Annotated in this window: 29 protein-coding genes and 12 pseudogenes; 2 read left to right on the top strand and 39 right to left on the bottom strand. The window is 73.2% G+C overall.

The window, feature by feature from the left end; genetic code table 11:
* Positions 1–170: 170 nt before the first annotated feature.
* The 6 genes and pseudogenes from G5V59_RS32935 to G5V59_RS32910 form a co-directional block, all read right to left on the bottom strand.
* Entirely contained in the window at positions 171–1,169 is a 999-nt protein-coding gene (locus tag G5V59_RS32935) for an HD domain-containing protein (protein ID WP_278260212.1), read from the bottom strand.
* A gap of 136 nt (positions 1,170–1,305) precedes the next feature.
* Positions 1,306–2,175 (bottom strand): nucleotidyltransferase domain-containing protein, encoded by an 870-nt coding sequence (locus G5V59_RS32930; RefSeq protein ID WP_278259253.1) that lies wholly within the window; start codon positions 2,173–2,175, stop codon positions 1,306–1,308.
* A gap of 52 nt (positions 2,176–2,227) precedes the next feature.
* The gene (locus G5V59_RS32925; protein WP_341351352.1) at positions 2,228–2,560 is read right to left on the bottom strand and encodes a P-II family nitrogen regulator; all 333 of its coding nucleotides are present in this window, start codon (positions 2,558–2,560) and stop codon (positions 2,228–2,230) included.
* A 9-nt stretch (positions 2,561–2,569) separates the two neighbouring features.
* Positions 2,570–2,725, bottom strand: coding sequence for a hypothetical protein (locus tag G5V59_RS32920; RefSeq protein ID WP_278260211.1), 156 nt, complete (start codon positions 2,723–2,725; stop codon positions 2,570–2,572).
* Between the two features lie 122 nt (positions 2,726–2,847).
* Positions 2,848–3,804: pseudogene (locus tag G5V59_RS32915) on the bottom strand (ammonium transporter); the annotation flags it as partial.
* Positions 3,804–4,625: an SMR family transporter gene (locus G5V59_RS32910; RefSeq protein WP_278259251.1), complete on the bottom strand. Its 822-nt coding sequence runs from the start codon at positions 4,623–4,625 to the stop codon at positions 3,804–3,806. The gene G5V59_RS32910 and the pseudogene G5V59_RS32915, both read right to left, overlap by 1 nt.
* Before the next feature lie 74 nt (positions 4,626–4,699).
* On the opposite strand from G5V59_RS32910, the pseudogene G5V59_RS32905 reads away from it, so the two are divergent.
* Positions 4,700–4,837, top strand: a pseudogene (locus G5V59_RS32905) (MerR family DNA-binding transcriptional regulator); the annotation flags it as partial.
* Between the two features lie 243 nt (positions 4,838–5,080).
* Here the strand turns inward: G5V59_RS32905 and G5V59_RS32900 are convergent.
* From G5V59_RS32900 to G5V59_RS32770, 31 genes and pseudogenes are all read right to left on the bottom strand, one after another.
* A complete protein-coding gene (locus G5V59_RS32900; RefSeq protein ID WP_278260210.1) occupies positions 5,081–5,413 on the bottom strand; it encodes a P-II family nitrogen regulator in 333 nt (110 codons plus the stop codon).
* 24 nt (positions 5,414–5,437) lie between these two features.
* A pseudogene (locus tag G5V59_RS38265) lies at positions 5,438–5,884 on the bottom strand (ammonia channel protein); the annotation flags it as partial.
* 121 nt (positions 5,885–6,005) lie between these two features.
* Positions 6,006–6,422 (bottom strand): annotated as a pseudogene (locus tag G5V59_RS38260) (hypothetical protein); the annotation flags it as partial.
* An 8-nt stretch (positions 6,423–6,430) separates the two neighbouring features.
* Complete coding sequence (locus G5V59_RS38255; protein WP_341351088.1) at positions 6,431–6,730, bottom strand: hypothetical protein; 300 nt, start codon at positions 6,728–6,730, stop codon at positions 6,431–6,433.
* Positions 6,731–6,990: 260 nt separating this feature from the next.
* A pseudogene (gene ftsY, locus G5V59_RS32890) lies at positions 6,991–8,098 on the bottom strand (signal recognition particle-docking protein FtsY); the annotation flags it as partial.
* Positions 8,099–8,121: 23 nt separating this feature from the next.
* Complete coding sequence (locus tag G5V59_RS32885) at positions 8,122–8,310, bottom strand: hypothetical protein (RefSeq protein ID WP_278259250.1); 189 nt, start codon at positions 8,308–8,310, stop codon at positions 8,122–8,124.
* A 104-nt stretch (positions 8,311–8,414) separates the two neighbouring features.
* A complete protein-coding gene (locus G5V59_RS32880) occupies positions 8,415–8,861 on the bottom strand; it encodes an acyl-CoA thioesterase (protein ID WP_278259249.1) in 447 nt (148 codons plus the stop codon).
* A 109-nt stretch (positions 8,862–8,970) separates the two neighbouring features.
* Positions 8,971–9,294, bottom strand: coding sequence for a hypothetical protein (locus G5V59_RS32875; protein WP_278259248.1), 324 nt, complete (start codon positions 9,292–9,294; stop codon positions 8,971–8,973).
* Entirely contained in the window at positions 9,245–9,760 is a 516-nt protein-coding gene (locus G5V59_RS32870; RefSeq protein WP_278259247.1) for a hypothetical protein, read from the bottom strand. Before G5V59_RS32870 ends, G5V59_RS32875 begins: the two co-directional genes overlap by 50 nt.
* 21 nt (positions 9,761–9,781) lie before the next feature.
* Positions 9,782–10,873 carry a hypothetical protein gene (locus G5V59_RS32865; RefSeq protein WP_278260209.1) on the bottom strand — a complete coding sequence of 364 codons (1,092 nt, stop codon included), beginning with the start codon at positions 10,871–10,873 and terminating at the stop codon, positions 9,782–9,784.
* A 110-nt stretch (positions 10,874–10,983) separates the two neighbouring features.
* Entirely contained in the window at positions 10,984–12,450 is a 1,467-nt protein-coding gene (locus G5V59_RS32860; RefSeq protein WP_278259246.1) for an AAA family ATPase, read from the bottom strand.
* A gap of 63 nt (positions 12,451–12,513) precedes the next feature.
* A complete protein-coding gene (locus tag G5V59_RS32855; RefSeq protein WP_278259245.1) occupies positions 12,514–13,776 on the bottom strand; it encodes an MFS transporter in 1,263 nt (420 codons plus the stop codon).
* 53 nt (positions 13,777–13,829) lie between these two features.
* Positions 13,830–14,522, bottom strand: a complete 693-nt coding sequence (locus tag G5V59_RS32850) for a Uma2 family endonuclease (protein ID WP_278259244.1) — start codon at positions 14,520–14,522, stop codon at positions 13,830–13,832.
* 78 nt (positions 14,523–14,600) lie between these two features.
* Positions 14,601–14,825 carry a zinc finger domain-containing protein gene (locus G5V59_RS32845; RefSeq protein WP_278259243.1) on the bottom strand — a complete coding sequence of 75 codons (225 nt, stop codon included), beginning with the start codon at positions 14,823–14,825 and terminating at the stop codon, positions 14,601–14,603.
* A 27-nt stretch (positions 14,826–14,852) separates the two neighbouring features.
* Positions 14,853–15,002: pseudogene (locus tag G5V59_RS32840) on the bottom strand (DNA-formamidopyrimidine glycosylase); the annotation flags it as partial.
* Between the two features lie 160 nt (positions 15,003–15,162).
* Entirely contained in the window at positions 15,163–15,561 is a 399-nt protein-coding gene (locus G5V59_RS32835; RefSeq protein WP_278260208.1) for a DNA-formamidopyrimidine glycosylase family protein, read from the bottom strand.
* Positions 15,561–16,022, bottom strand: coding sequence for a hypothetical protein (locus G5V59_RS38250; RefSeq protein WP_341351087.1), 462 nt, complete (start codon positions 16,020–16,022; stop codon positions 15,561–15,563). The genes G5V59_RS32835 and G5V59_RS38250 overlap by 1 nt, the downstream gene beginning before the upstream one ends.
* Positions 16,019–16,216 carry a ribonuclease III domain-containing protein gene (locus tag G5V59_RS38245; protein WP_341351351.1) on the bottom strand — a complete coding sequence of 66 codons (198 nt, stop codon included), beginning with the start codon at positions 16,214–16,216 and terminating at the stop codon, positions 16,019–16,021. The genes G5V59_RS38250 and G5V59_RS38245 overlap by 4 nt, the downstream gene beginning before the upstream one ends.
* Before the next feature lie 105 nt (positions 16,217–16,321).
* Entirely contained in the window at positions 16,322–16,507 is a 186-nt protein-coding gene (gene rpmF, locus G5V59_RS32825) for a 50S ribosomal protein L32 (protein WP_278259242.1), read from the bottom strand.
* Positions 16,508–16,581: 74 nt separating this feature from the next.
* Positions 16,582–17,107: pseudogene (locus G5V59_RS32820) on the bottom strand (YceD family protein); the annotation flags it as partial.
* A 73-nt stretch (positions 17,108–17,180) separates the two neighbouring features.
* Positions 17,181–17,661, bottom strand: a pseudogene (gene coaD, locus G5V59_RS32815) (pantetheine-phosphate adenylyltransferase).
* Positions 17,658–18,257 (bottom strand): 16S rRNA (guanine(966)-N(2))-methyltransferase RsmD, encoded by a 600-nt coding sequence (gene rsmD / locus G5V59_RS32810; protein WP_278259241.1) that lies wholly within the window; start codon positions 18,255–18,257, stop codon positions 17,658–17,660. The pseudogene coaD and the gene rsmD overlap by 4 nt, the downstream one beginning before the upstream one ends.
* Positions 18,258–18,708: 451 nt before the next feature.
* A pseudogene (locus G5V59_RS38240) lies at positions 18,709–18,783 on the bottom strand (hypothetical protein); the annotation flags it as partial.
* A gap of 355 nt (positions 18,784–19,138) precedes the next feature.
* Positions 19,139–19,363, bottom strand: a pseudogene (locus G5V59_RS38235) (DEAD/DEAH box helicase); the annotation flags it as partial.
* Between the two features lie 8 nt (positions 19,364–19,371).
* Positions 19,372–19,533 (bottom strand): hypothetical protein, encoded by a 162-nt coding sequence (locus tag G5V59_RS32800; protein ID WP_278260207.1) that lies wholly within the window; start codon positions 19,531–19,533, stop codon positions 19,372–19,374.
* 56 nt (positions 19,534–19,589) lie between these two features.
* A complete protein-coding gene (locus tag G5V59_RS32795; protein WP_278259240.1) occupies positions 19,590–19,964 on the bottom strand; it encodes a hypothetical protein in 375 nt (124 codons plus the stop codon).
* 106 nt (positions 19,965–20,070) lie between these two features.
* A complete protein-coding gene (locus tag G5V59_RS32790) occupies positions 20,071–20,235 on the bottom strand; it encodes a hypothetical protein (protein ID WP_278259239.1) in 165 nt (54 codons plus the stop codon).
* Between the two features lie 281 nt (positions 20,236–20,516).
* Positions 20,517–20,657 (bottom strand): hypothetical protein, encoded by a 141-nt coding sequence (locus G5V59_RS32785; protein WP_278260379.1) that lies wholly within the window; start codon positions 20,655–20,657, stop codon positions 20,517–20,519.
* Positions 20,654–21,082: a hypothetical protein gene (locus G5V59_RS32780; protein WP_278259238.1), complete on the bottom strand. Its 429-nt coding sequence runs from the start codon at positions 21,080–21,082 to the stop codon at positions 20,654–20,656. The genes G5V59_RS32785 and G5V59_RS32780 overlap by 4 nt, the downstream gene beginning before the upstream one ends.
* 211 nt (positions 21,083–21,293) lie before the next feature.
* Positions 21,294–21,440 (bottom strand): annotated as a pseudogene (locus tag G5V59_RS38230) (hypothetical protein); the annotation flags it as partial.
* 199 nt (positions 21,441–21,639) lie between these two features.
* Positions 21,640–22,050 (bottom strand): annotated as a pseudogene (locus G5V59_RS32770) (DAK2 domain-containing protein); the annotation flags it as partial.
* Positions 22,051–22,353: 303 nt separating this feature from the next.
* Between G5V59_RS32770 and rpmB the strand changes: the two are divergent.
* Positions 22,354–22,539: a 50S ribosomal protein L28 gene (gene rpmB / locus G5V59_RS32765; protein WP_038680308.1), complete on the top strand. Its 186-nt coding sequence runs from the start codon at positions 22,354–22,356 to the stop codon at positions 22,537–22,539.
* Between the two features lie 56 nt (positions 22,540–22,595).
* On the opposite strand, the gene G5V59_RS32760 is transcribed toward rpmB, so the two are convergent.
* Both G5V59_RS32760 and G5V59_RS32755 read right to left on the bottom strand, forming a co-directional pair.
* Positions 22,596–23,081, bottom strand: a complete 486-nt coding sequence (locus tag G5V59_RS32760; protein ID WP_278259237.1) for an HVA1 family protein — start codon at positions 23,079–23,081, stop codon at positions 22,596–22,598.
* Positions 23,082–23,144: 63 nt separating this feature from the next.
* Positions 23,145–23,558 (bottom strand): hypothetical protein, encoded by a 414-nt coding sequence (locus G5V59_RS32755; protein ID WP_278259236.1) that lies wholly within the window; start codon positions 23,556–23,558, stop codon positions 23,145–23,147.
* Positions 23,559–23,629 lie beyond the last annotated feature (71 nt).

The raw sequence follows: 23,629 nt of genomic DNA, 5'->3' as shown, positions 1-23,629 counted from the left end.
CGCGTGGGCGGCCTCGGCGGCGCGGGTCTCCGAGAGCGCCCCCCGCGGCCTCCTCCTGGACGTAGAAGACGTCCACCGCCTGCGGGCCCAGCGTCGAGACGTGTGCCGAGCGCACCGTCATGGCGAGCCCGGCAAGGGCGGCGCTCACCTGGTAGACGACGCCGAGGCGGTCAGCCGCGCGCACCTCGATGACCGTGGCGTGGTCGCTCGCCTCCGGCCGGACGACGACGGTCGGGTCCAGGCTCCCCCCTCCGGCACCGGCCGCGGCGCGAGCCGGGTGGCCGGGTCGACCCGGCGGGCCTGGATACCGTCGAGCCTGGTCGCGCAGGGCACCGGGGTCGAGGCGCTCGTCGGCGACGTCCCAGGCGGAGACGGCGAACTCCTCCTGGGACCAGATCCGCGCGGCCCGCACGGGAACCCGCCGCAGGGCGAACATCGCCGCGACGTCGGCCAGCAGGCCGACCCGGTCCGGCGCCACCAGGGTGACCCGGGAGCCGTCGACGACGGGCTCGACGGTGATCGCGATGTCGCCGCTCAGGGCGAGGGCGGGGACCTCGATCTCCTCGACCGGGAAGGCCGGCGGCACGCTCCCCTGCTGCAGCGCGGACCGGGCCCGGCGGGACAGGTCGAGGACCAGCCCGGCGCGCCACGACGACCAGGCCTTGGCCGAGGCCGCCTTGGCGTCGGCCTCGGTGAGCGCGGTGAGCAGCGCGAGCGCCTCGGGTGTCGGCACGTGCTCGGTGAGCGCCTCGATGGTGGCCGGGTCGTCGGGATCGCGGGTGGTGGCCAGGTCGGCGAGCAGCAGGTGCCAGCGCACGAGCCTGGCCGATCAGGTCGACCTCCTCGGCGCCGAAGCCCATCCGCTCGGCGATCTCCCGCGCGATCGGCGCGCCGGCGACGCTGTGCTCGGTGAGCCCGCCCTTGCCGATGTCGTGCAGCAGCGCCGCCACCACGAGCACGTCGGGCCGGGACACCTCGCGGATCAGCGCGGAGGCCTCGACGCAGGTTTCCACGACGTGCCGGTCCACGGTGAAGCGGTGGATGGCCGAGGCGTGGGGCAGCAGCCGGATCCGCTCCCACTCGGGCAGGATCCGCACCAGCGCACCGGTCTCCTCCAGGGTCTCCCACACCCCGAGCAGGCCGCGGCCCGCGGCGAGCAGGCGCACCATCTGCTGGCGCGCCTCGTCCGGCCACGGGCTGGGCAGCGGTGCGCACTCGCGCACCAGCCGGGCCGCGGTCGGCGGCGCCAGCACGACGTCGCGGGTCGCCGCCTCCGCGGCTGCGCGCAGCAGCAGCACCGGGTCCTCACCCGGGCGAGCGCCCTTGTCGAGGACCACCTCGCCCTGGGAGAGCGCCACCCCGGGGGCGATGCGGTCGAGCGCGGGGCGTCGCGGCTTCGCGGCCGGCGTACGGCGCAGGGCGTCGTCGGTGCGGCGCCAGGCCAGCCGCGACAGGTGGGTGACCCGGCGGCCGAGCTCGCGGACGTAGCGCTGCGCCGCGCGCTCGTCGGCCAGCCCGAGGCCGTCGGCGAGCGGCTGCCAGTGCTCCGGGGCGATCCGGTCGGTGGCCCGGCCCGCGGCGCCGTGGAGCACGTCGCGCACGTCGAGCAGCCTGCATCCGGCAGCGCTCCAGGTCGGCTGCCGGCACGTCGACCAGCCAGGTCGCGGTCAGGCTCTTGAGCACGGTCGCGTCGCGCAGGCCGCCCTCGGACTCCTTGAGGTCGGGCATCGACAGGTGCGCCAGGCTCACCGGCCAGCCGGTGCCGGTTGCGCACCGACTCGTGCAGGCTCGGGCAGGCGCTGCCGGGCCTGTCGGCGCCACTGCGCGAGGATCGTGGTCCGCAGCCGGATGGTCAGGCTCGGGTCGCCCGCGACGTGGCGCACGTCGAGCAGGCCGGAGGCGACGCGCACGTCCGCCTCGGCGGCGGTCAGCATCTCCGGGAGCGAGCGCACCGAGTGGTCGAGCCTGGCGCCGGAGTCCCACAGCGGGTACCAGACCTGCCCGGCGATCTCGGCCCAGCGCTCCCCCAGGCTCCTCGGCGACGCCCTCGGCGGAGACGAGGACCAGGTCGAGGTCGGAGAAGGGCGCCATGTCACCGCGTCCGTAGCCGCCCACCGCGACCAGGGCCGCGCCCGCGTCGAGACCGCCCGCGTCGTCGTACGCCTTGACGCACAAGGCGTCGGCGGACTCCGTGCGAGCGACCCGATCGGCAGCGGTCACGCGCGGCTCAGACGGCCGCGGGGCCGGTGTCGCCGGTGCGCACCCGCACGACCGACTCGACGGGGGTCACCCAGATCTTGCCGTCGCCGACCTTGCCGGTCTGCGCGGCGCGGGTGATCGTCTCGACGATCTGCTCCACGTCGTGGTCGTCGGCGACGATCTCGATGCGCACCTTCGGCACCATCGCGATGTCGTACTCCGCGCCGCGGTAGACCTCGGTGTGGCCCTTCTGCCGGCCGTAGCCGCTGACCTCGCTGACGGTCATCCCGTTGACGCCGACGGCCTCGAGCGCCTGCCGCACGTCTTCCCACTTGTGCGGCTTCACGACCGCGCTGATCAGGCTTCATGGCTAGAGCGTGCCAGTACTGGGGCCGAAATGGGGCCGGGCACCGCCGGTGACATGCAGGTCGTACGCCGTCTCCGCGTGGATCACGAGGTCCACACCGGCCACCTCGTGCTCCGGGTCGACGCGGAAGCCGATCGTCTTCTCCAGCACCCAGACCAGGATCGCCGTGGCGGTGAAGGAGTACGCCAGGGTCGCGCCGGCGGCGACGAGTCTGCTTGCCGAGCCTGGTCCGCGCCGCCGCCGTAGAACAGGCCGTCGACGCTGGTCACGTCCGAGGACGCCAGCAGGCCGATGATGATCGTGCCGACCAGACCGCCGACCAGGTGGACCCCCACGACGTCCAGCGAGTCGTCGTACCTGAAGGTGTACTTGAGGCCCACCGCCAGGGCGCAGACGGAGCCCGCGGCGAGCCCGACGAGCATCGCGCCGATCGGCGTCACCGAGCCGCAGGACGGCGTGATCGCGACCAGGCCGGCGACCACGCCCGAGGCCGCGCCGAAGGACGTCGCGTGGCCGTCGCGGAAGCGCTCGACCGCGAGCCAGGCGAGCAGGCCGGTGCAGCCGGCGAGCAGCGTGTTGACGAAGACGATGGCCGCGGTGTTGTTCGCCGCGAGCGCGGAGCCCGCGTTGAACCCGAACCAGCCGAACCACAGCAGGCCGGCACCGACCATGACCAGGGTCAGGTTGTGCGGCTTCATGGGGTCGCGGCCGAAGCCGACCCGCCGGCCGAGCACCAGTGCGGCGGCGAGGCCCGCGGCGCCGGAGTTGATCTCGACCGCCGTACCTCCGGCGAAGTCGAGGGCACCGAGCTTGTTGGCCATCCAGCCGCCCACGTGGTCGCCGGAGGTGAAGTCGAAGATCCAGTGCGCGACCGGTGCGTAGACCAGCACCGTCCACAGCGCCGCGAACACCAGCCAGGTCCCGAACCGGGTCCGGTCCGCGATCGCGCCCGCGATCAGGCCGACGGTGATCACCGCGAAGAGGCCCTGGAAGGCCGCGAAGATGGTGATCGGGTACGCCGCGCCCGGGTCCGCCTCGAGCATGCCCTTGAAGCCGGCGTACTGCGTCGGGTCGCCGAGCAGCCCGCCGCCGAGGTCGTCGCCGAACGCGATGGAGTAGCCGACCAGCACCCACACGACCATGACCACGGCGAGCGCGCCGAAGACCATCATCATCATGTTGAGGACGCTCTTGGAGCGGACCATGCCGCCGTAGAAGAACGCCAGGCCGGGGGCCATCAGCAGGACCAGGGCAGCAGCGGCGAGCAGCCACGCGGTGTCACCGGAGGAGGTGGCCGCGGCGGCGGACGCCAGGAGCGGTTGAGGCATCCCGCCACTTTGCGGGCGGAATGTTTCGCGCGTGTAACAGGTCTCCCGGCCAGCGTTACACGGTCGTGAATGGCTCCTCGGCCTCGGCCGGCCGGTCGGCGAGCCTTGAGCCAGACCACCCCGGCCACGATCACGGCCAGCCACGCGGCCCGCTGCGGCGTGAGGCTGTCGTCGAACAGGACCGGGCCGAGCAGGGCCGCTCCGACCGAGCCGATCCCGGCCCACACGGCGTACCCGACCCCGACGTCGATGCCCCGCAGCGCGACGCTCAGCGCCGCCAGGGTCATCAGGAAGAAGACCGCGGCGGCCAGCGACCACAGCGGCCGGGTGAACCCGTGGCTGCCGCCCACCGCGAGCGCGTAGCCGACCTCGAAGGCGCCCGCGAGCAGGAGCACCGCCCACGAGCGGCTCACCGGGTCGCTCCGCTGGCCTGGAGCCCGACGACTCCGACGATCACCACGCCGATGCCCACCAGGCTGGCGAGCGGTGATCCGCTGACCGAGCAGCATGCCGACGACGGTGATCCCGACCCCGGCTGCCGAGGTCCACAGGGCGTAGCCGACGCCGACGTCGAAGGTGAGCAGCGCCCTGCTGAGGGCGTACGTCGCGGCCGCGCCGCTGAGCAGCGTGACCGCCGTCCAGCCGCGCCGGGTGAAGCCGTCCGCGCGGCCGGCCGCGAGGGCGACGCCGATCTCGAACAGCACCGCGATGCCGAGGTAGAACCAGTGCACGAAGATCTCTCCTGCCTCCGGCGTCCCCCGCCGGGACGCGACCGGACCAGGCTCGGACCTCACACTGGTGTCAGGTGCAAGACTGCCGGGAGGAGGCGAGATGCGGATCGGCGAGGCTCGCGCAGGAGACCGGGGTCAGCCCGCGGTCGCTGCGCTACTACGAGGAGCAGGGACTGGTGCGCTCGACGCGCACCCCCGGCGGGTGGCGGAACTTCGAGCCCACGATGGTCGAGCGGGTGGTCCTCATCCAGCACCTCTTCGCCGCGGGGCTGTGCAGCATCAGCGTCGCCGAGTCTGCTCCCCTGCCTGGAGGCGTCCCCGGCCGAGCGCACCGAGGTGATGGACCGGCTGCTCGCCGAGCAGGTGGCACGCCTCGAGGCGAAGCGGCGCGACATCGAGCGCGAGCTCGAGGTGCTGCGCGCGCTCCGCCAGGAGGCCGCCGTACCGCCGTCGTCCTAGAGGGCCGCGGTGTCCTTGTCGCCCGTGCGCACCCGCACCACGGTGTCGACCGGGCTCACCCAGACCTTGCCGTCGCCGATCCGGCCGGTGTGCGCCGTCTTGGTGACGATGCCGACGACGTCCTCGGTGTCGGCGTCGTCCACGACGATCTCGATCCGGATCTTGGGCACCAGCGCGATGTCGTACTCCGCGCCGCGGTAGACCTCGGTGTGGCCCTTCTGGCGGCCGTAGCCGCTGACCTCGCTCACCGTCATCCCGGTGACGCCGAAGGACTCGAGGGCCTCGCGGACGTCCTCCCACTTGTGCGGCTTGATGACCGCCGTGACCAGGCTTCATGCGCGCTACCTCTCGCTTCAGGGGATGAGGACCGAGGACCGACGGGCGCCGCCGCCGGTGCCGAGGTCGTAGGCGGACTCACCGTGCTCGACGAAGTCGATGCCCTCGACCTCGTCGTCGGGGTCGAGCCGCAGCCCGATCGTGTACTTGATGGCCAGCCCGACCACGAGGGTGGCGATGCCGGACCAGACCACCGCGAAGGCCGCGACCGCCACCTGCACGACGAGCTGCTTGGCACCACCGCCGGTGAGCAGCCCACCGTCGTTGGAGGCCAGGAAGCCGACACCGATCGTGCCGATCAGGCCGCCGACCAGGTGGACGCCGACGACGTCCAGCGAGTCGTCGTAGCCGAACCGGTACTTCAGGCCCACCGCCAGGGCGCACACACCGCCGGCGACCAGGCCGAGCACGATCGAGCTCCAGGGCACCAGGTTGCCGCAGGCCGGGGTGATCGCGACCAGGCCGGCGACGACGCCGGACGCCGCGCCGAGGGAAGTGGCGTGGCCGTCGCGGAGCCTTCTCGACCAGCAGCCAGCCCATCATCGCGGCGCAGGTGGCCAGCGTGGTGTTGAGCCAGACCAGGCCGGTCTCGGTCGTGTACTTGTCCAGGTCGACGATCGAGCCGACGTTGAAGCCGAACCAGCCGAACCACAGCAGGCCCGCGCCGATCATGGTGAGGGTCAGGTTGTGCGGCTTCATCGGCTCCTTGCCGAAGCCGATCCGCTTGCCGAGCAGCAGCGCCAGGACCAGACCAGCGACACCCGCGTTGATGTGCACGACCGTGCCGCCGGCGTAGTCGATCGGCGCGACCTCCGCGCCGTCCGGTCCGGAGAACAACAGGTCGGCCAGGCCGCCCTGCACGCCGCTGAGGAAGCCGCCGCCCCACACCATGTGCGCCAGCGGGAAGTACGACAGCGTCACCCAGATCGGCAGGAACACCAGCCACGCCGAGAACTTGAGCCGGTCCGCCACCGCGCCGCTGATCAGCGCCGCGGTGATCACCGCGAAGGTCAGGCTGGAAGGCCACGAACACGTAGTTCGCCGGGTCCGTGCGCTCCAGGCCGAACTCGTGGAAGGGGGTTGGCGAAGAGCTTCGCGATCTCCTTGCCCGTGTGACCGTCGACGTCCTTGAAGGTCGCGCTGTACGACATCGACCAGCCCCAGAGGGCATAGACGATGCCGACCACGCCGAGGGCGGTGAACGACATCATCAGCATGTTGAGGACGGACTTGGTCCGGCTCATGCCGCCGTAGAAGAGCGCCAGGCCGGGGGCGGTCATCAAGAGGACGAGCGAGGCCGACACCAGCATCCAGGTGTAGTAGCCGTTTTCCATGCCCCGAAGGCTGGTCGCCGTTGGTTTCGGCCGGCACGGGCGCGTGTTTCGCGGGTGTAACGAGATCTGCAGGCGCGTTACGAGGTCATGTCGCCGGCGCGCGTCGTACTCGCGCGGACATGGTGCGAGAGGGGTGGCTCACCAGGCCGGTGAGGCGCGCATTCCCGGTCCGGCGGGCAGGTACGTCCGCGCGGCGACGAGGTCAGGCTGAGCAGCGCGTCCACGAACGCCGCCGGGTCGAACGGCGCCAGGTCGTCCGGGCCCTCGCCGAGCCCGACCAGGCTTGACCGGCACGCCGAGTCGGCGCTGCACGGCCACCACGATCCCGCCCTTGGCGGAGCCGTCGAGCTTGGTGAGCACGATGCCGGTGACGTCGACGACCTCGGAGAAGACCTTGGCCTGGATCAGGCCGTTCTGGCCGGTGGTGGCGTCGAGCACGAGCAGCACCTCGGTGACCGGGGCCTGTTTCTCCAGGACCCGCTTGACCTTGCCGAGACTCGTCCATCAGGCCGGCCTTGTTCTGCAGGCGGCCGGCGGTGTCGACGACGACCGTGTCGACGCCGCGGTCCATGCCCTCCTTGACGGCGTCGAAGGCGACGCTGGCGGGGTCCCCGCCCTCGGGGCCGCGGACGACCTCGACGCCGACCCGCTCGCCCCAGGTGGACAGGCTGGTCGGCGGCGGCGGCGCGGAAGGTGTCGGCGGCGGCGAGCAGGGCGGTGCGCTCGTCGGCGACCAGGATCCGGGCGAGCCTTGCCGACGGTCGTGGTCTTGCCGGTGCCGTTCACCCCGACGACCAGAACGACGCCCGGGGCGCTCTCGCCGCTGACGTGCAGCGCGCGATCCATCGACGGGTCCACCAGGTTGATCAGGCTCCTCGCGGAGCACGGTGCGGGCGTCGGCGACCTGGCCGCCCTCGACCCGCAACCGGGTGCGCAGCCGCTCGACGAGCTCCTGGGTGGGCTGCACGCCGATGTCGGCGCCGATGAGGAGGTCCTCGATGGCCTCCCAGGTGTCCTCGTCGAGTTCGGTCGCGGCTGAGCAGGCTGAGCAGGCCGCGGCCCAGCGCGTTGGAGCCGGCAAGGCGCTGGCGCAGCCGGACCAGGCGGGAGGCGGGCTTCTCGGGCGCCTCGACCGTCGGCGCGGTGGGCGCGGGAGGAGCGACCGGCTCCTCGACCGCGGGCTCCTCGACCGGGACCTCGACGGTCGGCGGCGCGGGGGGTGATGACGTCGGTCGGCGCCTGCTCGGGGAGGCGCCCGGGGCGTCGTACCCGGGTGGTGACGAAGCCGGCGACGGCGAGCACGCCGACGACGGCGATCCCGATGATCAGGTAGAGCCACTCCATGGCCCTATCCCACCACGCGGGGGCTACTGCAGGCGCAGGAGGTCGCGCTCCTCGTCCTCGATCACCGGCGCGGCGTCCGCGGCCTTGGCCATCGCGTCACCGATCCACGGGACACCGGGGACGCGCTCGCCGCGGTGCGGGTAGGCGACGTAGAGGGCGACGGCGCCCGAGACAACGAGGCTGAGCAGGATGGCCAGCGCGACGAACAGCACTTCGACTCCTCCGAGTAGGGATCGGCCTTCGTCTCCCATCCTGCCTCGCCGGGCCAACGAATCCGGCACCGGCGGCACCGGAACCGGTCACGACGAGGCCGAGGTCACACCACGAGTGGGGAGAGGACCGCGCGGATCGCGTCGGGGACCGGGGTCGTGGGGCGCGCGGGGTCGGTGTTGTCGACGTAGACGTGCACGAAGCGGCCCTCCGCGCACGCCTCGTCGCCGTCGCCCTGGAACAGCCCGACCCGGTAGACGACCGAGGAGGTGCCGAGCCGCTCGACGGCCAGGCCCATCTCGATCGGTCGCGGGTAGCCCATCTCCGCGAAGTACCGGCAGGTGACCTCCGCGACGACGCCGATGGCCGGCAGCGTCCGGATGTCGCTGCCGGTGGCGTCGTGCAGGTGGGCGTTGACGGCGGTGTCGATGAGGTCGAAGTAGCGCGCGTTGTTGAGGTGGCCGTAGACGTCGTCGTCCGACCAGCGCGTGGTCGCCGTCCGCCAGACCCGGTACGACGAGCGCGTCGGCCGGCTGCGATCGGGATCGCTCACGCGGACTCCTGACGGAGCCGCTGGCTGATCACGGCCGAGACGCCGTCGCCGCGCATGGTGACGCCGTAGAGCGCGTCGCCGACCTCCATGGTCCGCTTCTGGTGGGTGATCACGAGGAGCCTGGGAGTTCTCCCGCAGGCTCCTCGTAGATCTCCAGGAGCCGGCCCAGGTTGGTGTCGTCGAGCGCGGCCTCGACCTCGTCGAGGATGTAGAACGGCGAGGGCCGGGCCTTGAACAGCGCGACCAGGAAGGCGACCGCGACCAGCGAGCGCTCGCCGCCGGAGAGCAGCGAGAGGCGCTTGACCTTCTTGCCGGGCGGGCGCGCCTCGACCTCGATGCCGGTGGTGAGCATGTCATGGGGGTCGGTGAGGACCAGCCGCCCCTCACCGCCGGGGAAGAGCCGGGCGAAGGTCTGGTCGAAGGCCTTGGTCACGTCGGCGTACGCCTCGGTGAAGACCTGCTCCACCCGGGCGTCGACGTCCTTGACGATGTCGAGCAGGTCCTTGCGGGTCTGGCGCAGGTCCTCCAGGCTGCTCGGAGAGGAACTGGTGGCGCTCCTCCATCGCGGAGAACTCCTCCAGCGCCAGCGGGTTGACCCGGCCGAGCATGTTGAGCGCCTTCTCCGCCGAGCGCAGCCGCTTGACCTGCTCCTCGCGGACGTAGGGCACGGTGCGGGGCTCGGCGTCCTCCGCCGGCTCCTCCCCCTCCGCGGGCGGCTCGAGCACAGGCACCGGCAGGTCCGGGCCGTAGTCGGCGACCAGGCCGTCCGGCTCCAGGCCGAGGCTCCTCGAGCGCCTTGGTCTCGATCTGCTCGATCCGCATCCGCTGCTGGGCGCGGGCCATCTCGTCGCGGTGCACCGAGTCGACCAGGCTCCTCGAGGCTCCTTGCCCAGGCTCACGCAGCGACTGCCGCACGGTGGTCAGGCTCCTGCTCGCGGCCCCGGCGGGAGTCCTCGACGCCCTGCCGGCGCTCGGCCGCCTGGGCGACGGAGGCCTCCAGCCGCGCCAGGACGTACGACGCCGCGCTCGCCACCGCCTGACCGGCCCGGCCCTCGGCGATCAGCCGCGCCCGGCGCTCCGCCGCCCGGGCCCGGGCGGCACGCTCGGCCTCCGCTGCCTTGCGCATCTGCTCGACCCGGCCGTGCAGGGCACGGCCGCGCTCCTCGGAGGTGCGCAACGCCAGCCGCGCCTCCATCTCGCTCTGCCGGGCCGCGCGGGTGGCCTCGACGAGGCGCTCCTGCTCGGTGGTGTCCGGCTCCTCCTCGCCGCCGTCCTGCTCGGCGGCAGCGAGGCGCTGCTCCAGGCTCGGCGAGGCCGACCAGGGCCTGCTCGCGGGAGGCTCTCCGCCTGGGCGATGGCGTCGGTGAGCCGGTCGGCCTCGGCCCGGGCAGCCCGGGCGAGCGAGCCGTACTGGCCCAGGCTCCTCGGCCACGGCGGCCAGGGTCGCGTCGGACTCGTGCGAGCTTGGCGAGCGCGACGTCGGCGCGCTGCTGGGCCTCGGCGCGCTCGCTCTCCAGCCGGGCCAGGTCGAAGGCGAGCCGCTCGGCGGCGGCGACGGCCTCGGCCAGCGCCTCCGTCGCCTCGTCGACGGCCGCCTGGATCTCGATCAGGCTCTGCGTGGCGTTCGAGCCACCGGAGGCGAAGTGCGCCCCGAGCAGGTCGCCGTCGCGGGTCACGGCCACCACGTCAGGCAGGTCCGCGACCAGGGCCCGGGCGGCGGGCAGGTCGTCGACGACCGCGACCTTGCGCAGCAGCCGGTCGAGCGCCGGGCGGACCTGGGCGGGGCACTCCACCACCCCGGCGGCGTACGACGTGCCGGTGGGCAGGGCAGGCCAGGTGTCGACCGACTCGGCCTCTCCCCCGCCGAGCAGCAGCCCGGCGCGGCCCAGGTCGTCGGACTTCAGGTGGTCGATGGCGGCGACCGCGGAGTCGGTGTCGGTGACCGCGACCGCGTCGGCGGCGGCACCGAGCGCGGCGGCGACCGCGCCCTCGTAGCCCGGGCGGACCGTCACCAGCGCCGCAACCGAGCCGAGCAGGCCGGAGACCGTGTCGGTCGCGGCGAGCAGCGCGCCGGCGCCGTCCTTGCGGGACAGGCCGAGCTCCAGGGCCTCCTTGCGGGCGGTCAGCCCGGCCTTGTCGCGGTCGGCCTGCTGGGCCTCCTCGCGGACCTTGGCGAGGCGCTCCTCGATGTCGTCGAGCGCGGAGACGGCGCCCTCGTGCTCGGCGTCCAGGCCCTCCTCGCCGGCGTCGAGACCGGCGACCCGGGTCTCCAGCGCGGTGAAGTCGCGCTGGGCCTTGTCGGCGCGCGCGACGGCGTCCGTGCGCGCGGCCTCCAGCCGGCCGATCTCCTCCTCCGAGGAGGTGGCCCGGGAGCGCAGCGTGTTGACCTGGCCGTGCAGCCGGGCCAGACCCTCGCGCCGGTCGGCGGCGGCGCGGAGCAGCCCGGCGACGCGGCGCTCCTCGGTGGCTGCCGCCTCCTCCGCCGTACGACGGCCGGCGACGGCCTGCTCCAGGGCGGTCTGCTGCTCGGCGACCTGGGCGGTGATCTCCGCCTCTTGAGCGGCGAGCCGCGCGGCCTCGGCGTCGAGTCTCGTCGGGATCCCTGCCGGCACCGCCCTGCTCGTCCTCGGCCTCCGCCCCGGCGGCGTTGCGCACCCGCTCGGCGGCCAGGCTCTGGGTGCCGCGGAAGCGCTCGCGCAGTGCGTTCAGCGAGGACAGCGTCTCCTGCGCGGCCGAGAGCGCGGGCAGGTCCTCGCGCAGCGCGGCCTCGAGCCGGCCCTCCTGCTCGCGGGCCTGCGCGATGGCGCTCTCGACCTCCTGGCGGCGGGCGAGCAGCACGCTCTCGTCGGCGAGCTCCTGCTCCAGCGCGGTGCGCGCGGTGACCAGGTCGTCGGCGAGCAGCCGCGCCCGGGCGTCGCGCACGTCGGCCTGGACCGTCGCCGCACGCCGGGCCACCTCGGCCTGGCGGCCCAGCGGCTTGAGCCTGGCGACGGATCTCGCTGAGCAGGTCGTTGAGCCGGTTGAGGTTGCCCTCGGTGGAGTCCGAGCTTCCGCAGCGCCTTCTCCTTGCGCTTGCGATGCTTGAGGACGCCGGCGGCCTCCTCGATGAACCCGCGCCGGTCCTCCGGCGTCGCGTGCAGGATCTGGTCGAGCCTGGCCCTGGCCGACGATGACGTGCATCTCGCGGCCGATGCCGGAGTCGCTGAGCAGACTCCTGCACGTCGAGCAGACGGCAGGTCGTGCCGTTGATGGCGTACTCCGAGCCGCCGGTGCGGAACATCGTCCGGCTGATCGTCACCTCGGAGTAGTCGATCGGCAGCGCGCCGTCGGAGTTGTCGATGGTCAGCACGACCTCGGCCCGGCCCAGGGGCGGGCGGCCGGACGTGCCGGCGAAGATGACGTCGTCCATCTTGCCGCCGCGCAGGCTCTTGGCGCTGGCCTCGCCCATCACCCAGGCGAGCGCGTCGACCACGTTGGACTTGCCGGAACCGTTGGGCCCCACGATGCAGGTGATGCCGGGCTCGAGCTGGAGCGTGGTCGCGGAGGCGAAGGACTTGAACCCCTTGAGGGTCAGGCTCTTCAGGTACACGCAGGCTCCCTTCGGGGATCGTCAGGTCGGTCCGACGCGGGGGAAGGCTCGGCGGTGCCCAGGCTACCCCGCGCCCGCCTCCGGCGCCTGCACCCGTGTGTCGTCGTCCACGTGGGCGATGTGGCCGAGCTGGCGCCACACGAGCAGCAGGGTCAGCCCGGATCCGGCGAAGGCGAACCAGAACGGCGCGGTGATGCCGCCGCGCTCGGCGATCAGGCCGCCGAGCGCGCTGCCCGCCACGACGCCGCCGTAGATCGCGACGCTGTAGACCGAGCCCACCCGGCCCTGGTACTCCCGCGGCACGGCCCGCTGCCGGATCGCCTGGGAGAGGGTGCCCCACACGAAGGCGTAGAGGCCGAAGCCGAACATGATGAGCACCGCTATCCAGGCCGTCGTCGTCACCGCGAAGCCCAGGTGCATGAGCACCTCCAGGGACAGGCAGGTCCGCATCAGGGTGGCGAGCGGGACGCGGCGCTCCAGGCGTCCGTACAGGAGGGTCGCGACCAGCCCTCCCGCGGCCGACGCCGTGGTCAGCAGGCCGTAGCCGACCGGGCCCATGTGCAGCACGTCGAGGGACCACAGCACGAGCACCGACCAGGACGCCGCCCAGGTCACGTTGAAGGTCACGATCACCAGCGCCAGGGTGCGCACCGGGGGGTGGCCCATCAGCCAGCGCACCCCGTCGGCGATGTCGCGCAGCACGTGGGTGTCGACCTCGCCGCGCACGGGGCCCGGCGGCAGCGCCATCCGCGACACCAGTACGACGGCGAGCAGCCCGCACCCGATCTGCACCCCGAAGGGCACGGCCATCCCCAGCGCGAACAAGGCGGCACCGATCGGGGCCCCCGCGAACTGGTTGAGCGTGATGAAGCCGGCCTGCAGGCGGGCGTTCGCGATGCCCAGGTCGCGCTTCTCGACGAGCATCGGGAGGAAGGTGCGGTAGGCCGTGTCGGCGAACACCTCCGCCGTACCGAGCAGGAACATGGCGCCCAGCACCACCGCGATGCTGACCACGCCGGTGACGATCGAGCCGACGAGGGCGAGCAGCACGACCACCCGCAAGGAGTTGGCGACCAGCACCATCCGCTGCCGGTCCACCCGGTCGGCGACAGCGCCGGCGAGCAGGCCGAAGAGCAGCCAGGGCAACCCGACGAGCAGCAGCGCCATCGACACCAGCGCCGGAGAGCGGGTCTGCGAGGCGACCAGCAGCGGACCGGCCGCGAGGGCGATCCCGTCGCCCAGGTTGCTGATCCAGGTCGAGGCCATGAGCACCCGGAAGTCCCGGCCGAGGCGGGCCGGAGCGACTGCTTCGACGACCCGGCTCACAAGGACAGGACGCTATGCGGCGGAGGACCGCTCCGCCAAACGGATTTGCGGCCTCAGCCGTCGAGGAGCGCCGGGAGGTCGAGGCGGACCGTTCCGTGCCCCGCGATGTCGACCGCCCCGATGGGAGGGTCGACGTCGAGCCGGAGCGCGACCTCCCACCCGTCGCCGGCGTTGCCGAAGGCGATCAGCACGCGGTTCGTCCGGTCCACGAGCCAGTAGTGCGCGATGCCCGCCTGGAGGTACTCGACCGACTTGCGGACCGTGTCCTCCGCGGCCGTCGACGGCGAGCGCGCCTCCACCACCAGGACCGGTACGTCGTCGAGCGCGTGCGCGAGCGCGAGTCGCCGCTGCGCCCTGCTGTGCCCGCGCGAGGCCGGCGGGATCACGATCGCGTTCCCCGGTCGGGGAAGCGCGGCCATGGTGCGCCGGGAGGACGAAGTCCGGAGACGCCTCTCCACAAGCGCACCTCGGCCTGTGGAAAACGGGACGGACCACCGTGCCCGGAGGGCGAGGTGGTCCGTGTGTCGTACCTGAGGAGCCTGCTGACTCAGGCGGGCTGCATCTCCGCGGCGTCGCCCGTCAGGATCTCGGCGGCGCGCGCCGACATCAGCCTTGTCGTTCTCCTCCGAGAGGCGGAGGACGAGGGACTCCAGACCGGCGACCCGGTTGCGCAGACGAGCGTTCTCGACGGCGAGACGGGGGTCGCGGAGGTCGCTGTTCAGGTGACCGATCAGCGCCTTGGCCATGAAGTTGAGCCTTCCGGTTCGTGAGGTCGCGGCCCCGGCAGGGGCCGTCTCCAAGAGTCCCACCTCGGGAGCCCGTGGTCAAACGCGCGCGGACCGCCGTCGGGGCACCGGCTGGCAGCGCGGGCAGAAGTACGACGAGCGGTTCATGAACGCCACCCGGCGGATCGGCGTGCCGCACCGGTCACAGGGCTCGTTCTCCCGGCCGTAGGCGTGCAGCGAGCGGGCGAAGTAGCCGGACTCGCCGTTGACGTTGACGTAGAGCGCGTCGAAGGACGTGCCGCCCTGGGCCAGCGCCGCGGTCATCACCTCCCGCGCGTGGCCGAGGAGGGCGACGGCCTGGGCGCGGGTGAGCCGGTCACCGGGACGCTCGCCGTGCAGGCCTGCCCGCCACAGCGCCTCGTCGGCGTAGATGTTGCCGACGCCGGAGATCAGGGTCTGGTCGAGCAGCAGGCGCTTGACGCCGGAGGTCCGCTTGCGCAGCCGTACGACGAACGCGTCGTCGTCGAAGAGCGGGTCGAGCGGGTCGCGGGCGATGTGCGCGATCTCGTGCGGCGAACTCGGCGCCGCCGGTCGAGACGGACAGGCCCCCGAACATCCGCTGGTCGACGAAGCGCAGGCTCACGGCCGTGCTCGGTCCCGGTCAGGCCGAAGCGCACCCGCAGGTGCCGCTCGGGCGGGGCGTCGACCGGCTGGACGAGGAGCCTGGCCGCTCATCCCGAGGTGGACAAGGAGGGCGTCGCCGGCCGGCAGGGTGTCGGGAGGCGTCGCCCGGGCGAGCTTGCTGCGCCCCATGGGCGCCGGAGACACGCTCGGCCACGTCGGGGTTGTCGAGCGGGAGCCAGAGGTACTTGCCGCGGCGGCGGGCGCCCTCGATCCGGCGCCCGGTCAGGGCGGCGGCGAAGCCGGAGGCCCCGCCGGGATGGCGGCGGACCGGTCGGTCGTGGAGGACCTCGACCAGGGCGATGGTGGCACCGGAGACGTGGCGCTCGAGGCCGGCACGGACGACCTCGACCTCGGGGAGGCTCGGGCAAGTCCGGATCAGCCTGCCCGCGAGCGGGCGGCCGTGGTGGTCGAGGCCGAGGGCGCCGGCGATCTCGCCGTACGCCGTCTCGGCGGCGCCCTGCTCGGCCTCCTTCTTGGAGCGGCCGTGGCCGTTGCCGTAGAGCCTTGTCGCCGACCCGCACCTGCGCGGTGAAGGTCTTCATGTGGTCCGGGCCGTCGTCCTCGATGACGTACTCGGGCACGCCGAGGGACTGGTCGGCGGCGAGCCTCCTGCAGGGAGGTCTTCCAGTCCAGGCCCGCACCGAGCGCGGAGGCCGCCTCGATGAGCGGGTCGAAGAGCAGGTGCACGACCTGCGCGGAGACCTCGATGCCGCCGCTGAGGTGGACCGCGCCGATCACGGCCTCGACGGTGTCGGAGAGGATCGATGCCTTCTCGCGACCACCGGTGGCCTCCTCGCCGCGCCCCAGGCTTGATGTGGGCGCCGAGGCCGATCTCACGGGCGACGACCGCCAGCGCGCGGGCGTTGACGACGGCGGCCCGCAGGCTTGGCGAGCCGGCCCTCGGAGAGATCGGGGTGCTTCAGGTAGAGCGTCTCGGTGACCACGACGCCGAGCACCGAGTCACCGAGGAACTCGAGGCGCTCGTTGGTCGGGAGACCGCCGTTCTCGTAGGCGTAGGAGCGGTGCGTCAGGGCGCGGTCGAGCAGACTCGGGGTCCAGCGTGGGATCCCCGAGCGCTCGCCGCAGGCTCGTCGTAGACGGTGATGCCAGCGCCCTGTCAGCCGGGAGGGGCCGGGTCAGAGAACCTGGCGGCGCTCGGTGCGCGCGCCGTACTGGCCGCAGGTGCCGCAGGCACGGTGCGGGAGGTGCTTGGCGCCGCAGGCCGGGTTGGCGCAGGTCACCAGCGACGGGGCGACAGCCTTCCACTGCGAGCGACGGTGACGCGTGTTGCTGCGCGACATCTTCCGCTTCGGAACAGCCACTGTCTTCTCCTTGGTTCCGGGTGCGCTCGGGGCGAGCGCCTCTTCAGTCCGTGGGGTCTTGCGTGAGACTCGGTCAGTGCCGCCCACCGCGGGTCGATCGGCGCCTCGTGCGTGTGGTCCGGCTCGTCCGCCAGCCGTGCACCGCACTCGACGCACAACCCGGGACAGTCGTCCTGGCACAAGGGCTGGAACGGCAGTGCGAGCACCACCGCGTCCCGCAGCAGGGGCTCCAGGTCGACCAGGTCGTCCTGCAGCATGCTGACCTCGTCGTCCTCCTCCGCGTCCGCGGAGTCCCGGATGTCGTCGTAGACGAACAGGCTCCTGGAAGGTCACCGCGATGTCCTCGCGGATCTCCTCCAGGCACCGCGCGCACTCACCCTCCAGCACGGCCTTCGCCGTACCGGTGACGAGCACGCCTTCCATGACCGCCTCCAGGCGCAGGTCGAGCTCGACCGGCGCGCCCTCGGGGACGGAGAGGACTTCGATGCCCAGATCTGCTGGGGCCGGAACTGTCCGCGACACCTCACGCTGGGACCCCGGGCGGCGGCCGAGCTCGCGAGTATCGAGCACGAGCGGCGCTCTCGGGTCCAGGCCGTTCAGATGATCACTTCCAGGTCCGGGCACAACACATCGGAGCAACTGTAGTGGGACGGGTGGGACGTGACCAAATCACTCACCGCTCCCCCAGCCGGGCGACGAGGCGCTCCTGGACCGCGGGCGGGACCAGCGCGGACACGTCGCCACCGAGCGAGGCGACCTCCTTGACGAGGCTGGAGGAGACGTAACCCAGGCTCGCGGTGGTGGGCACGAAGATGGTCTCCACACCGGTGAGGTGGGCGTTCATCTGCGCCATCGGCAGACTCGTACTCGTAGTCGTTGCCGCCGCGCAGGCCCTTCACGATCGCCTGGGCGTCGATGTCGCGGCAGAAGTCCACGATCAGGCCGGTGAAGCCCATCACGGTGACGTTCGGCAGGTCGGCGGTGGCCTCGCGCAGCATCTCCGGGCGCTCCTCGGGGTCGAAGAGCCGCGACTTGGAGACGTTGGTGCCCGTCGCCACCACGAGCTCGTCGAACAGCGCCGCGGCGCGCCGGAAGATGTCGAGGTGGCCCAGGGTGGGCGGGTCGAAGGAGCCGGGGCACACCGCTCGGGTCATGGCTCCACGCTATCGGTCGGGTCCTCCGGGGTCTCGGCGAGCCACAGGTGGGTCTCGCCGTACTTCTTGAGGCGGCGCTTGCCCGGCAGCGGCTCCAGCCCGTCGGGCCAGGTCGGCTCCGGACTGCGCCGGGAGCGCTCGACGACCACCAGCGCGCCGCCGGCGAGCCAGCCGTGCTCGGCCAGGAGGGCCAGGTCCGTGGCGAGCTCCTCCTCCGCAAGCGGGTACGGCGGGTCGCTGAACACCACGTCGTAGGGCGCCGGCGCCGGGCCGGCCAGCACGCTGCCGACCGCGCGGGCGACCACCTCGGCGACGTCGCAGCCCACCGCACGGGCGTTCGCGCGGACCAGGTCGGCGGTGCGCCGGTCGGACTCCACCAGCGTCACGGCGCTCGCACCGCGCGACCACGCCTCCAGGCCGATGGCCCCCGAGCCGGCGTACAGGTCGAGGAAGCGCAGGTCGTGCAGGGAGCCGGCCCACGCCTCCAGTGCGGAGAACAGCGCCTCGCGGACACGGTCGCTGGTGGGCCGGGTGCGGTCGCCGGAGGGTGTCTGCAGACGCAGGCCACCGGCCCGGCCGCCGATGATGCGCGTCACGACTTGTCCACGAACTCGGCCTGGGTGGTGCGCTCCAGGTCGGTGACCGCGGCGGCGAGCCCGGGCGCCTGGGCGAGGTCCTCGTCCACGTCGAGCAGCGCCTCGGCGGCCCCACGGGCGGCGACGATGGTGTCCTCGTCGCGCAGCACCCGCAGGTTCTCCAGGCTGGAGCGGCGCCCGGCCTGGGAGGCGCCGAGGACGTCGCCCTCGCGGCGCTGCTCCAGGTCGATCCGGCTGAGCAGGAAGCCGTCGGTGGTGGAGGCGACCGCGTCCAGCCGCTCGCGGGCGGGAGTGAGCGCCGGGGCGTGGCTGACGAGCAGGCACAGCCCGGGCAGGCCGCCACGGCCGACCCGGCCGCGCAGGCTGGTGCAGGCTGGGAGATCCCGAAGCGGTCGGCGTCGAGGATCACCATGGCGGTGGCGTTGTGCACGTCGACACCGACCTCGATGACGGTCGTGGAGACCAGCACGTCGATGTCGCCGGCCGCGAAGGCGCGCATGGTGGCGTCCTTCTCGTCGGCGGGCAGGCGCCCGTGGAGCCGCTCGATGCGCAGTCCCGGCAGCCTGCTCGCGCAGCACCGGCAGCAGGTCCTCGACGGCCGCGGCGGGTGGGCGGGGCGCCTCCTCCGGCGCCTCGTCGTCCGGTACGTCGACCACGTCGACCTGCCCCGACTCGGGCTCGTCGCCGTCGATGCGCGGGCACACGACGTAGACCTGGTGTCCCGCGGCGACCTCCTCGCGCACCCGCTCCCAGACCCGGCCGATCCACGCGGGCTGCTCGGCGAGCGGGACCACGTTGCTCTGGATCGGCGCGCGGCCGGCGGGCGGCTCGGTCAGCGTGGAGGTCTCCAGGTCGCCGAAGACGGTCATCGCGACGGTGCGCGGGATGGGCGTGGCGGTCATGACCAGCAGGTGCGGCGGGCTCTCCGACTTGCTGGTGAGCGCGGCGCGCTGCTCGACGCCGAAGCGGTGCTGCTCGTCGACGACCACGAGACCGAGGTCGGCGAAGAGGACCTTGTCCTGCAGCAGGGCGTGGGTGCCGATCACGATCCCGGCCTCGCCGCTCGCGATCCGCGACAGCGGCGCGGTGCGCTGGGTCTTGCTCATCGAGCCGGTCAGCAGGCTCCACCCGGGTGCCCACCCCGGAGCCGAAGATGGTGCCGCCCTCGGCGAGCCTCGCCGAGCATGGCCACGATCGAGCGGTAGTGCTGCTGGGCCAGCACCTCGGTCGGCGCGAGCAGCGCGGCCTGGCCGCCGGAGTCGACCACGCGCAGCATCGCCCGCAGGGCGACCAGGGTCTTGCCGGAGCCGACCTCGCCCTGGAGCAGCCGGTTCATCGGGTGCGGCTGGGCCAGGTCGTGGTCGATCTCCTTGCCGACGCTCGCCTGCCCGGCGGTCGACTCGAAGGGCAGCCGCTCGTCGAAGGCCGCCACCAGCGCCCCGTCGCCGCCGTCGCGCGCCGTGGCGCCGGCCGCCCGGATCGCCCGGCGCCGCCGGCCCAGCACGAGCCTGGGTGACCAGCGCCTCCTCGAAGCGGAACCGGCGGTGCGCCTGGTGGACCTGCTCCTGGTCCTCGGGCCGGTGCACGAGCTCGTAGGCGTCCTCGATCCCCACGACGTCGTACGACGCCCGGACCTCCTCGGGCAGCACCTCCTCGATGCCCTCGACGACCGAGCGGGCGAACTTCACCGCGCGGGCGACGTCCCACGACTCCACGCCCTTGGTGAGCGGGTAGATCGGGTAGAGGTTGCCGACCTCGACGATGTCCTCGGTCGGCTCCTCTCCCTCGGCGCCGTCGCCCATCCCGAAGATCGTCAGGCTGCGGGTTGGCCAGCTGCCACTGGTCGCGGAAGCGGTCGGCCTTGCCGAGGAAGACCCCGCGGTTGCCGACCGCGACCCGGCGCGCGTGCCAGCCGGCGGTGCCCTGGTTCTTGGCGAAGAAGGTGAGCCTTGAGCGCGGGGCCGCCGGTGCGCAGCATCGCCTCGACCCGGTACGCCGGACGGCCGGTGCGCCGGTCGCGGTAGGCTGTGGGTGTTGCAGGCCGAGATCTCCCCCACCACGCAGAGCATCTGCCCGGGCCTCAGGTCGTCGACCCGGGTCAGCGAGCCGGTCTCCAGGTAGCGCCGCGGGAAGTGGTGCAGCAGGTCGCCGACCGTGCGCAGGCCCAGGCCGTCCTCGAACTTCTTGCGCTTCGCCGGAGTCGTCGCGCCGAGGACCGCGGTCAGCGGGGAGTCGAGGGTGATCGCCACGGGTGTTCTCTCATTCGACGGACATCAGGAGCGGGTACCGCTGCTGACCCCCGTCGTACACCACGACGTCGACATGGGGGTGGAACTCCTCGACCCACGCCGTGGCGCGCTCGGCCAGGTCGCCGGCCTCCACGCCGCCCACCAGGGTCACCAGGCTCGCCGCCGGCCGCGAGCAACCGGTCCAGCACGACGAGGGCGACCCCGCCGAGGCTCGTCGCCGACGACCGCGAAGTCGCCCGCGATCACGCCGAGCGCGTCGCCGGGCTCGCACGGGCCCGCCATCGTCATGGCCTGCTTGGCGGCGATGGTGACGGCGCCGTGGCGCACGTGGCGCGCGGTCGCGGTCATCTCGGTGACGTCCTGGTCGAAGGCTCGGCCCGGCTCGTGGACCGCCAGCGCGGCGAGTCCCTGGACCTGGGCGTGGGTCGGGATGACGGCCACCCGCAGCCCGCGCTGGCCGTGGTCGGCCTCGGCGGTGCTGGCCGCCGCGAGCGAGGCGCGCACCGTCGGCTCGTCGTTGGGGAGCACCACGACCTCGCGGGCACCGCAGCCGGTGATGGCCTCCAGCAGGCTCACCGGTCGAGGGACGCCTCCCCGGTCCTCCGCGTACGACGACCGCGCCGGCCTCCTCGAAGAGCGCGGCCAGGCCCTCGCCCGCCGCCACGGCGACCACCCGGCGCCCGTCGAGGGTCGGCAGCGCGGTGGTCTCGGCCTGCGCGGCCTGGCGCGCGATCTGCTCGGCGAAGTGGGTCACCCGGATCCGGTGCGGGCGCCCGTCCTCCAGGGCCGCCTCGATCGCGGCGCCCACGTCGTCGGTGTGCACGTGCACGTTCCACAGCCCGTCGCCGCCCACCACGACGACCGAGTCGCCGATCTCGCCCAGCCGCTCGCGCAGCGCGGGCGCGACGTCGTCGGGCGCGTCGAGGAGGTACATCACCTCGTAGGCCGGCCCGTCCTCGTCCAGGTCCTCGCCGGCTCCGCCCGCCGCCAGCACGGGCACCGGGATCACGTGACGGCCCAGCGGCGCGGTGACCGGGATCGGCCGCCGGCCGGTCAGCACGGTCTCGGCGGCGTCCAGGATCACCGAGACGCCCCGCCCGCCGGCGTCCACGACGCCCGCCTGGGCCAGCACCTCCAGCCTGCTCCGGGGTGTGTCCCAGGGCCTCGCGGGCGGCCGCGGCCGCCTCGGCGAGCACGTCGCTGCTGCGGGCCCGCTCCTTGCCGGCCCGTTCCGCCGCGGCGTCGGCCGCTGCCCGCAGCACCGTCAGCATGGTGCCCTCGACCGGCTCCCCCACCGCGGCGTACGCCGCCAGGGAGGCCTGCCGCAGCGCGTCGGCGACCACCACCGCGTTGGGCTCGTCGCGTGCCGCGGTCGCGAAGCGTCGTACCGTCGCCCCGAGCATCTCGCTCAGGATCACGCCCGAGTTGCCCCGGGCTCCCAGCAGCGCCCCGCGGGCGAGCGCGGTGAGGATCGCGGCCCGGTCGGCGCCCTCGGCCTGCGCGGCACGGATGGCGTCACGCGCGGCGACGACGGTGAGGTACATGTTCGTGCCGGTGTCGCCGTCGGGCACCGGGTAGACGTTCAGCGCGTCGATCTCCTCGCGCGCCTCGGCGAGGGCGTCGACGGCGATGTCGACGAAGCGGGCTACCGTGTCGAGCGCGATACCGCCCGCGGCGCCCTCGGCCGTCGTCCCCTCGTCCATCGGGGTCACCCTAGTGGGCGGGCGGCGATTTCGGCCCGATGGTGTTCCTCGGCTATTCTCTTCCGGTTGCCCGAAGCGCCGTCCGCGCGCGGGCCGTCCGACTTGACTCACCTCTGCAACAGACCGCGATCTCAGGAGTTACCCATGGCCGCCGTGTGCGACATCTGCGACAAGAAGCCGACCTTCGGCAACAACCGGCCGTGGTCGCGCAAGATCACCAAGCGTCGCTTCGACCCGAACATCCAGCGCGTGCGCGCCGTCGTCAACGGCACGCCGAAGCGCCTCAACGTCTGCACCGGCTGCATCAAGGCCGGCAAGGTCACCCGCTGACCTGACGTCTTCGCAACCGACCCGCCACCCCGCGTGGCGGGTCGGTTCGTTTTGGGTCACTTCTGGGGGTCGTGACCCCAGTTCATCAGCGAGAAGCGCCACGCGGTGTCGCCGACGTCCCCGGAGGGCCGCTGGGCGAGGTGGCGGTGCACGTAGCCCACGACCTTGCGCATGTGCGCCGCGTCATCGGTGGTGAGGTCGGCCTTCTTGGTGCGCAGGATCGCCACGATCCGGCGTCCGGAGCGATGCCCGGTCGACTCCCCACCCGACTTGTCGCCCACCGAGCGGGACTCGTCGGTCTCCAGGAAGTCCTCGATCTCGCCGGGCGCCATGTTGACCGCCGCGCGCCAGTCCTCCCAGATCTCGTCGACCTCCTCGGCGACCTCCCCGGCAGCCATCAGGACGAGCTTCCGCAGCGCCGAGGCCTTGTGCACGGCCTCGCCACCGGACTTCTCGCTGCGCACGAGGTACTGCGGCTCGTCCTCGCTCGCGCGCACGTCCCGGCCGGCGAGGTGGGTGTCCTCGGTGATCTTGCGCAGCACCTCGCCGTGCGCGGTGCTGCCGTGGCTGTGCCAGGCTCACCCGGTCGCCCTTGCGGAGCTCGCTCACGACAGCCCCTCCGGCCGCTGGAGCAGCAGCACCAGGCCGCAGCCGGGCTCGGCGCGGACATCGCTCATCCGCAGGGAGTCGGGCAGGCTCCGCCCGCAGGCTCCGCGCCTGGTCCAGCGAGCCGAGCCTGCAGCAGGGCCGCACCGCGGGGGTCGAGGTGGCGGTCGATGGCGGCCACACACTCGCGGGCCAGCGCGAGGCCGTCCGACCCGCCGTCGATCGCGCGGACCGGGTCGGCGGGGAAGCACCCCACCTGCTCGCTGAGCACCCACGGCGGGTCCGCCACGATCACCGGGAACAGGCTCGCCCGGCGCGAGGTCGCCCATCGCCACGTTGCGCACGTCGACCAGCCCGGCCCGGCCGGCCGCGCGGGCGTTCGCCTCGGCGTACCCGCAGGCGATCGGGTCCACGTCGACGCAGACCAGCGCGCGGTCGGTGTCGTGCACGGCGAGCAGACCGATGTGGCCGGCGCCGCTGCACA

The sequence above is a fragment of the Nocardioides convexus genome, from assembly GCF_011090295.1.
This window is presented reverse-complemented; position numbering and strand designations above follow the sequence as displayed.

What these genes read in the sequence shown, in the direction of transcription:
- G5V59_RS32790 (WP_278259239.1), bottom strand. Translation starts at nt 20,235, where the DNA reads ATGCTGCGCACCGGCGGCCCCGCGCTCAAGGCTCACCTTCTTCGCCAA.
- rpmB (WP_038680308.1), top strand. Translation starts at nt 22,354, where the DNA reads ATGGCCGCCGTGTGCGACATCTGCGACAAGAAGCCGACCTTCGGCAAC.
- G5V59_RS32845 (WP_278259243.1), bottom strand. Translation starts at nt 14,825, where the DNA reads ATGACCGCGGCGCTGGCCCAGGGCGGCACGTCCTTCGACGCGCTCTAC.
- G5V59_RS32935 (WP_278260212.1), bottom strand. Translation starts at nt 1,169, where the DNA reads ATGGTGCGCCTGCTCGCCGCGGGCCGCGGCCTGCTCGGGGTGTGGGAG.
- G5V59_RS32850 (WP_278259244.1), bottom strand. Translation starts at nt 14,522, where the DNA reads ATGGCCAAGGCGCTGATCGGTCACCTGAACAGCGACCTCCGCGACCCC.
- G5V59_RS38255 (WP_341351088.1), bottom strand. Translation starts at nt 6,730, where the DNA reads ATGCTGGTGTCGGCCTCGCTCGTCCTCTTGATGACCGCCCCCGGCCTG.
- G5V59_RS32800 (WP_278260207.1), bottom strand. Translation starts at nt 19,533, where the DNA reads ATGCTGCGCGTGGTCGACTCCGGCGGCCAGGCCGCGCTGCTCGCGCCG.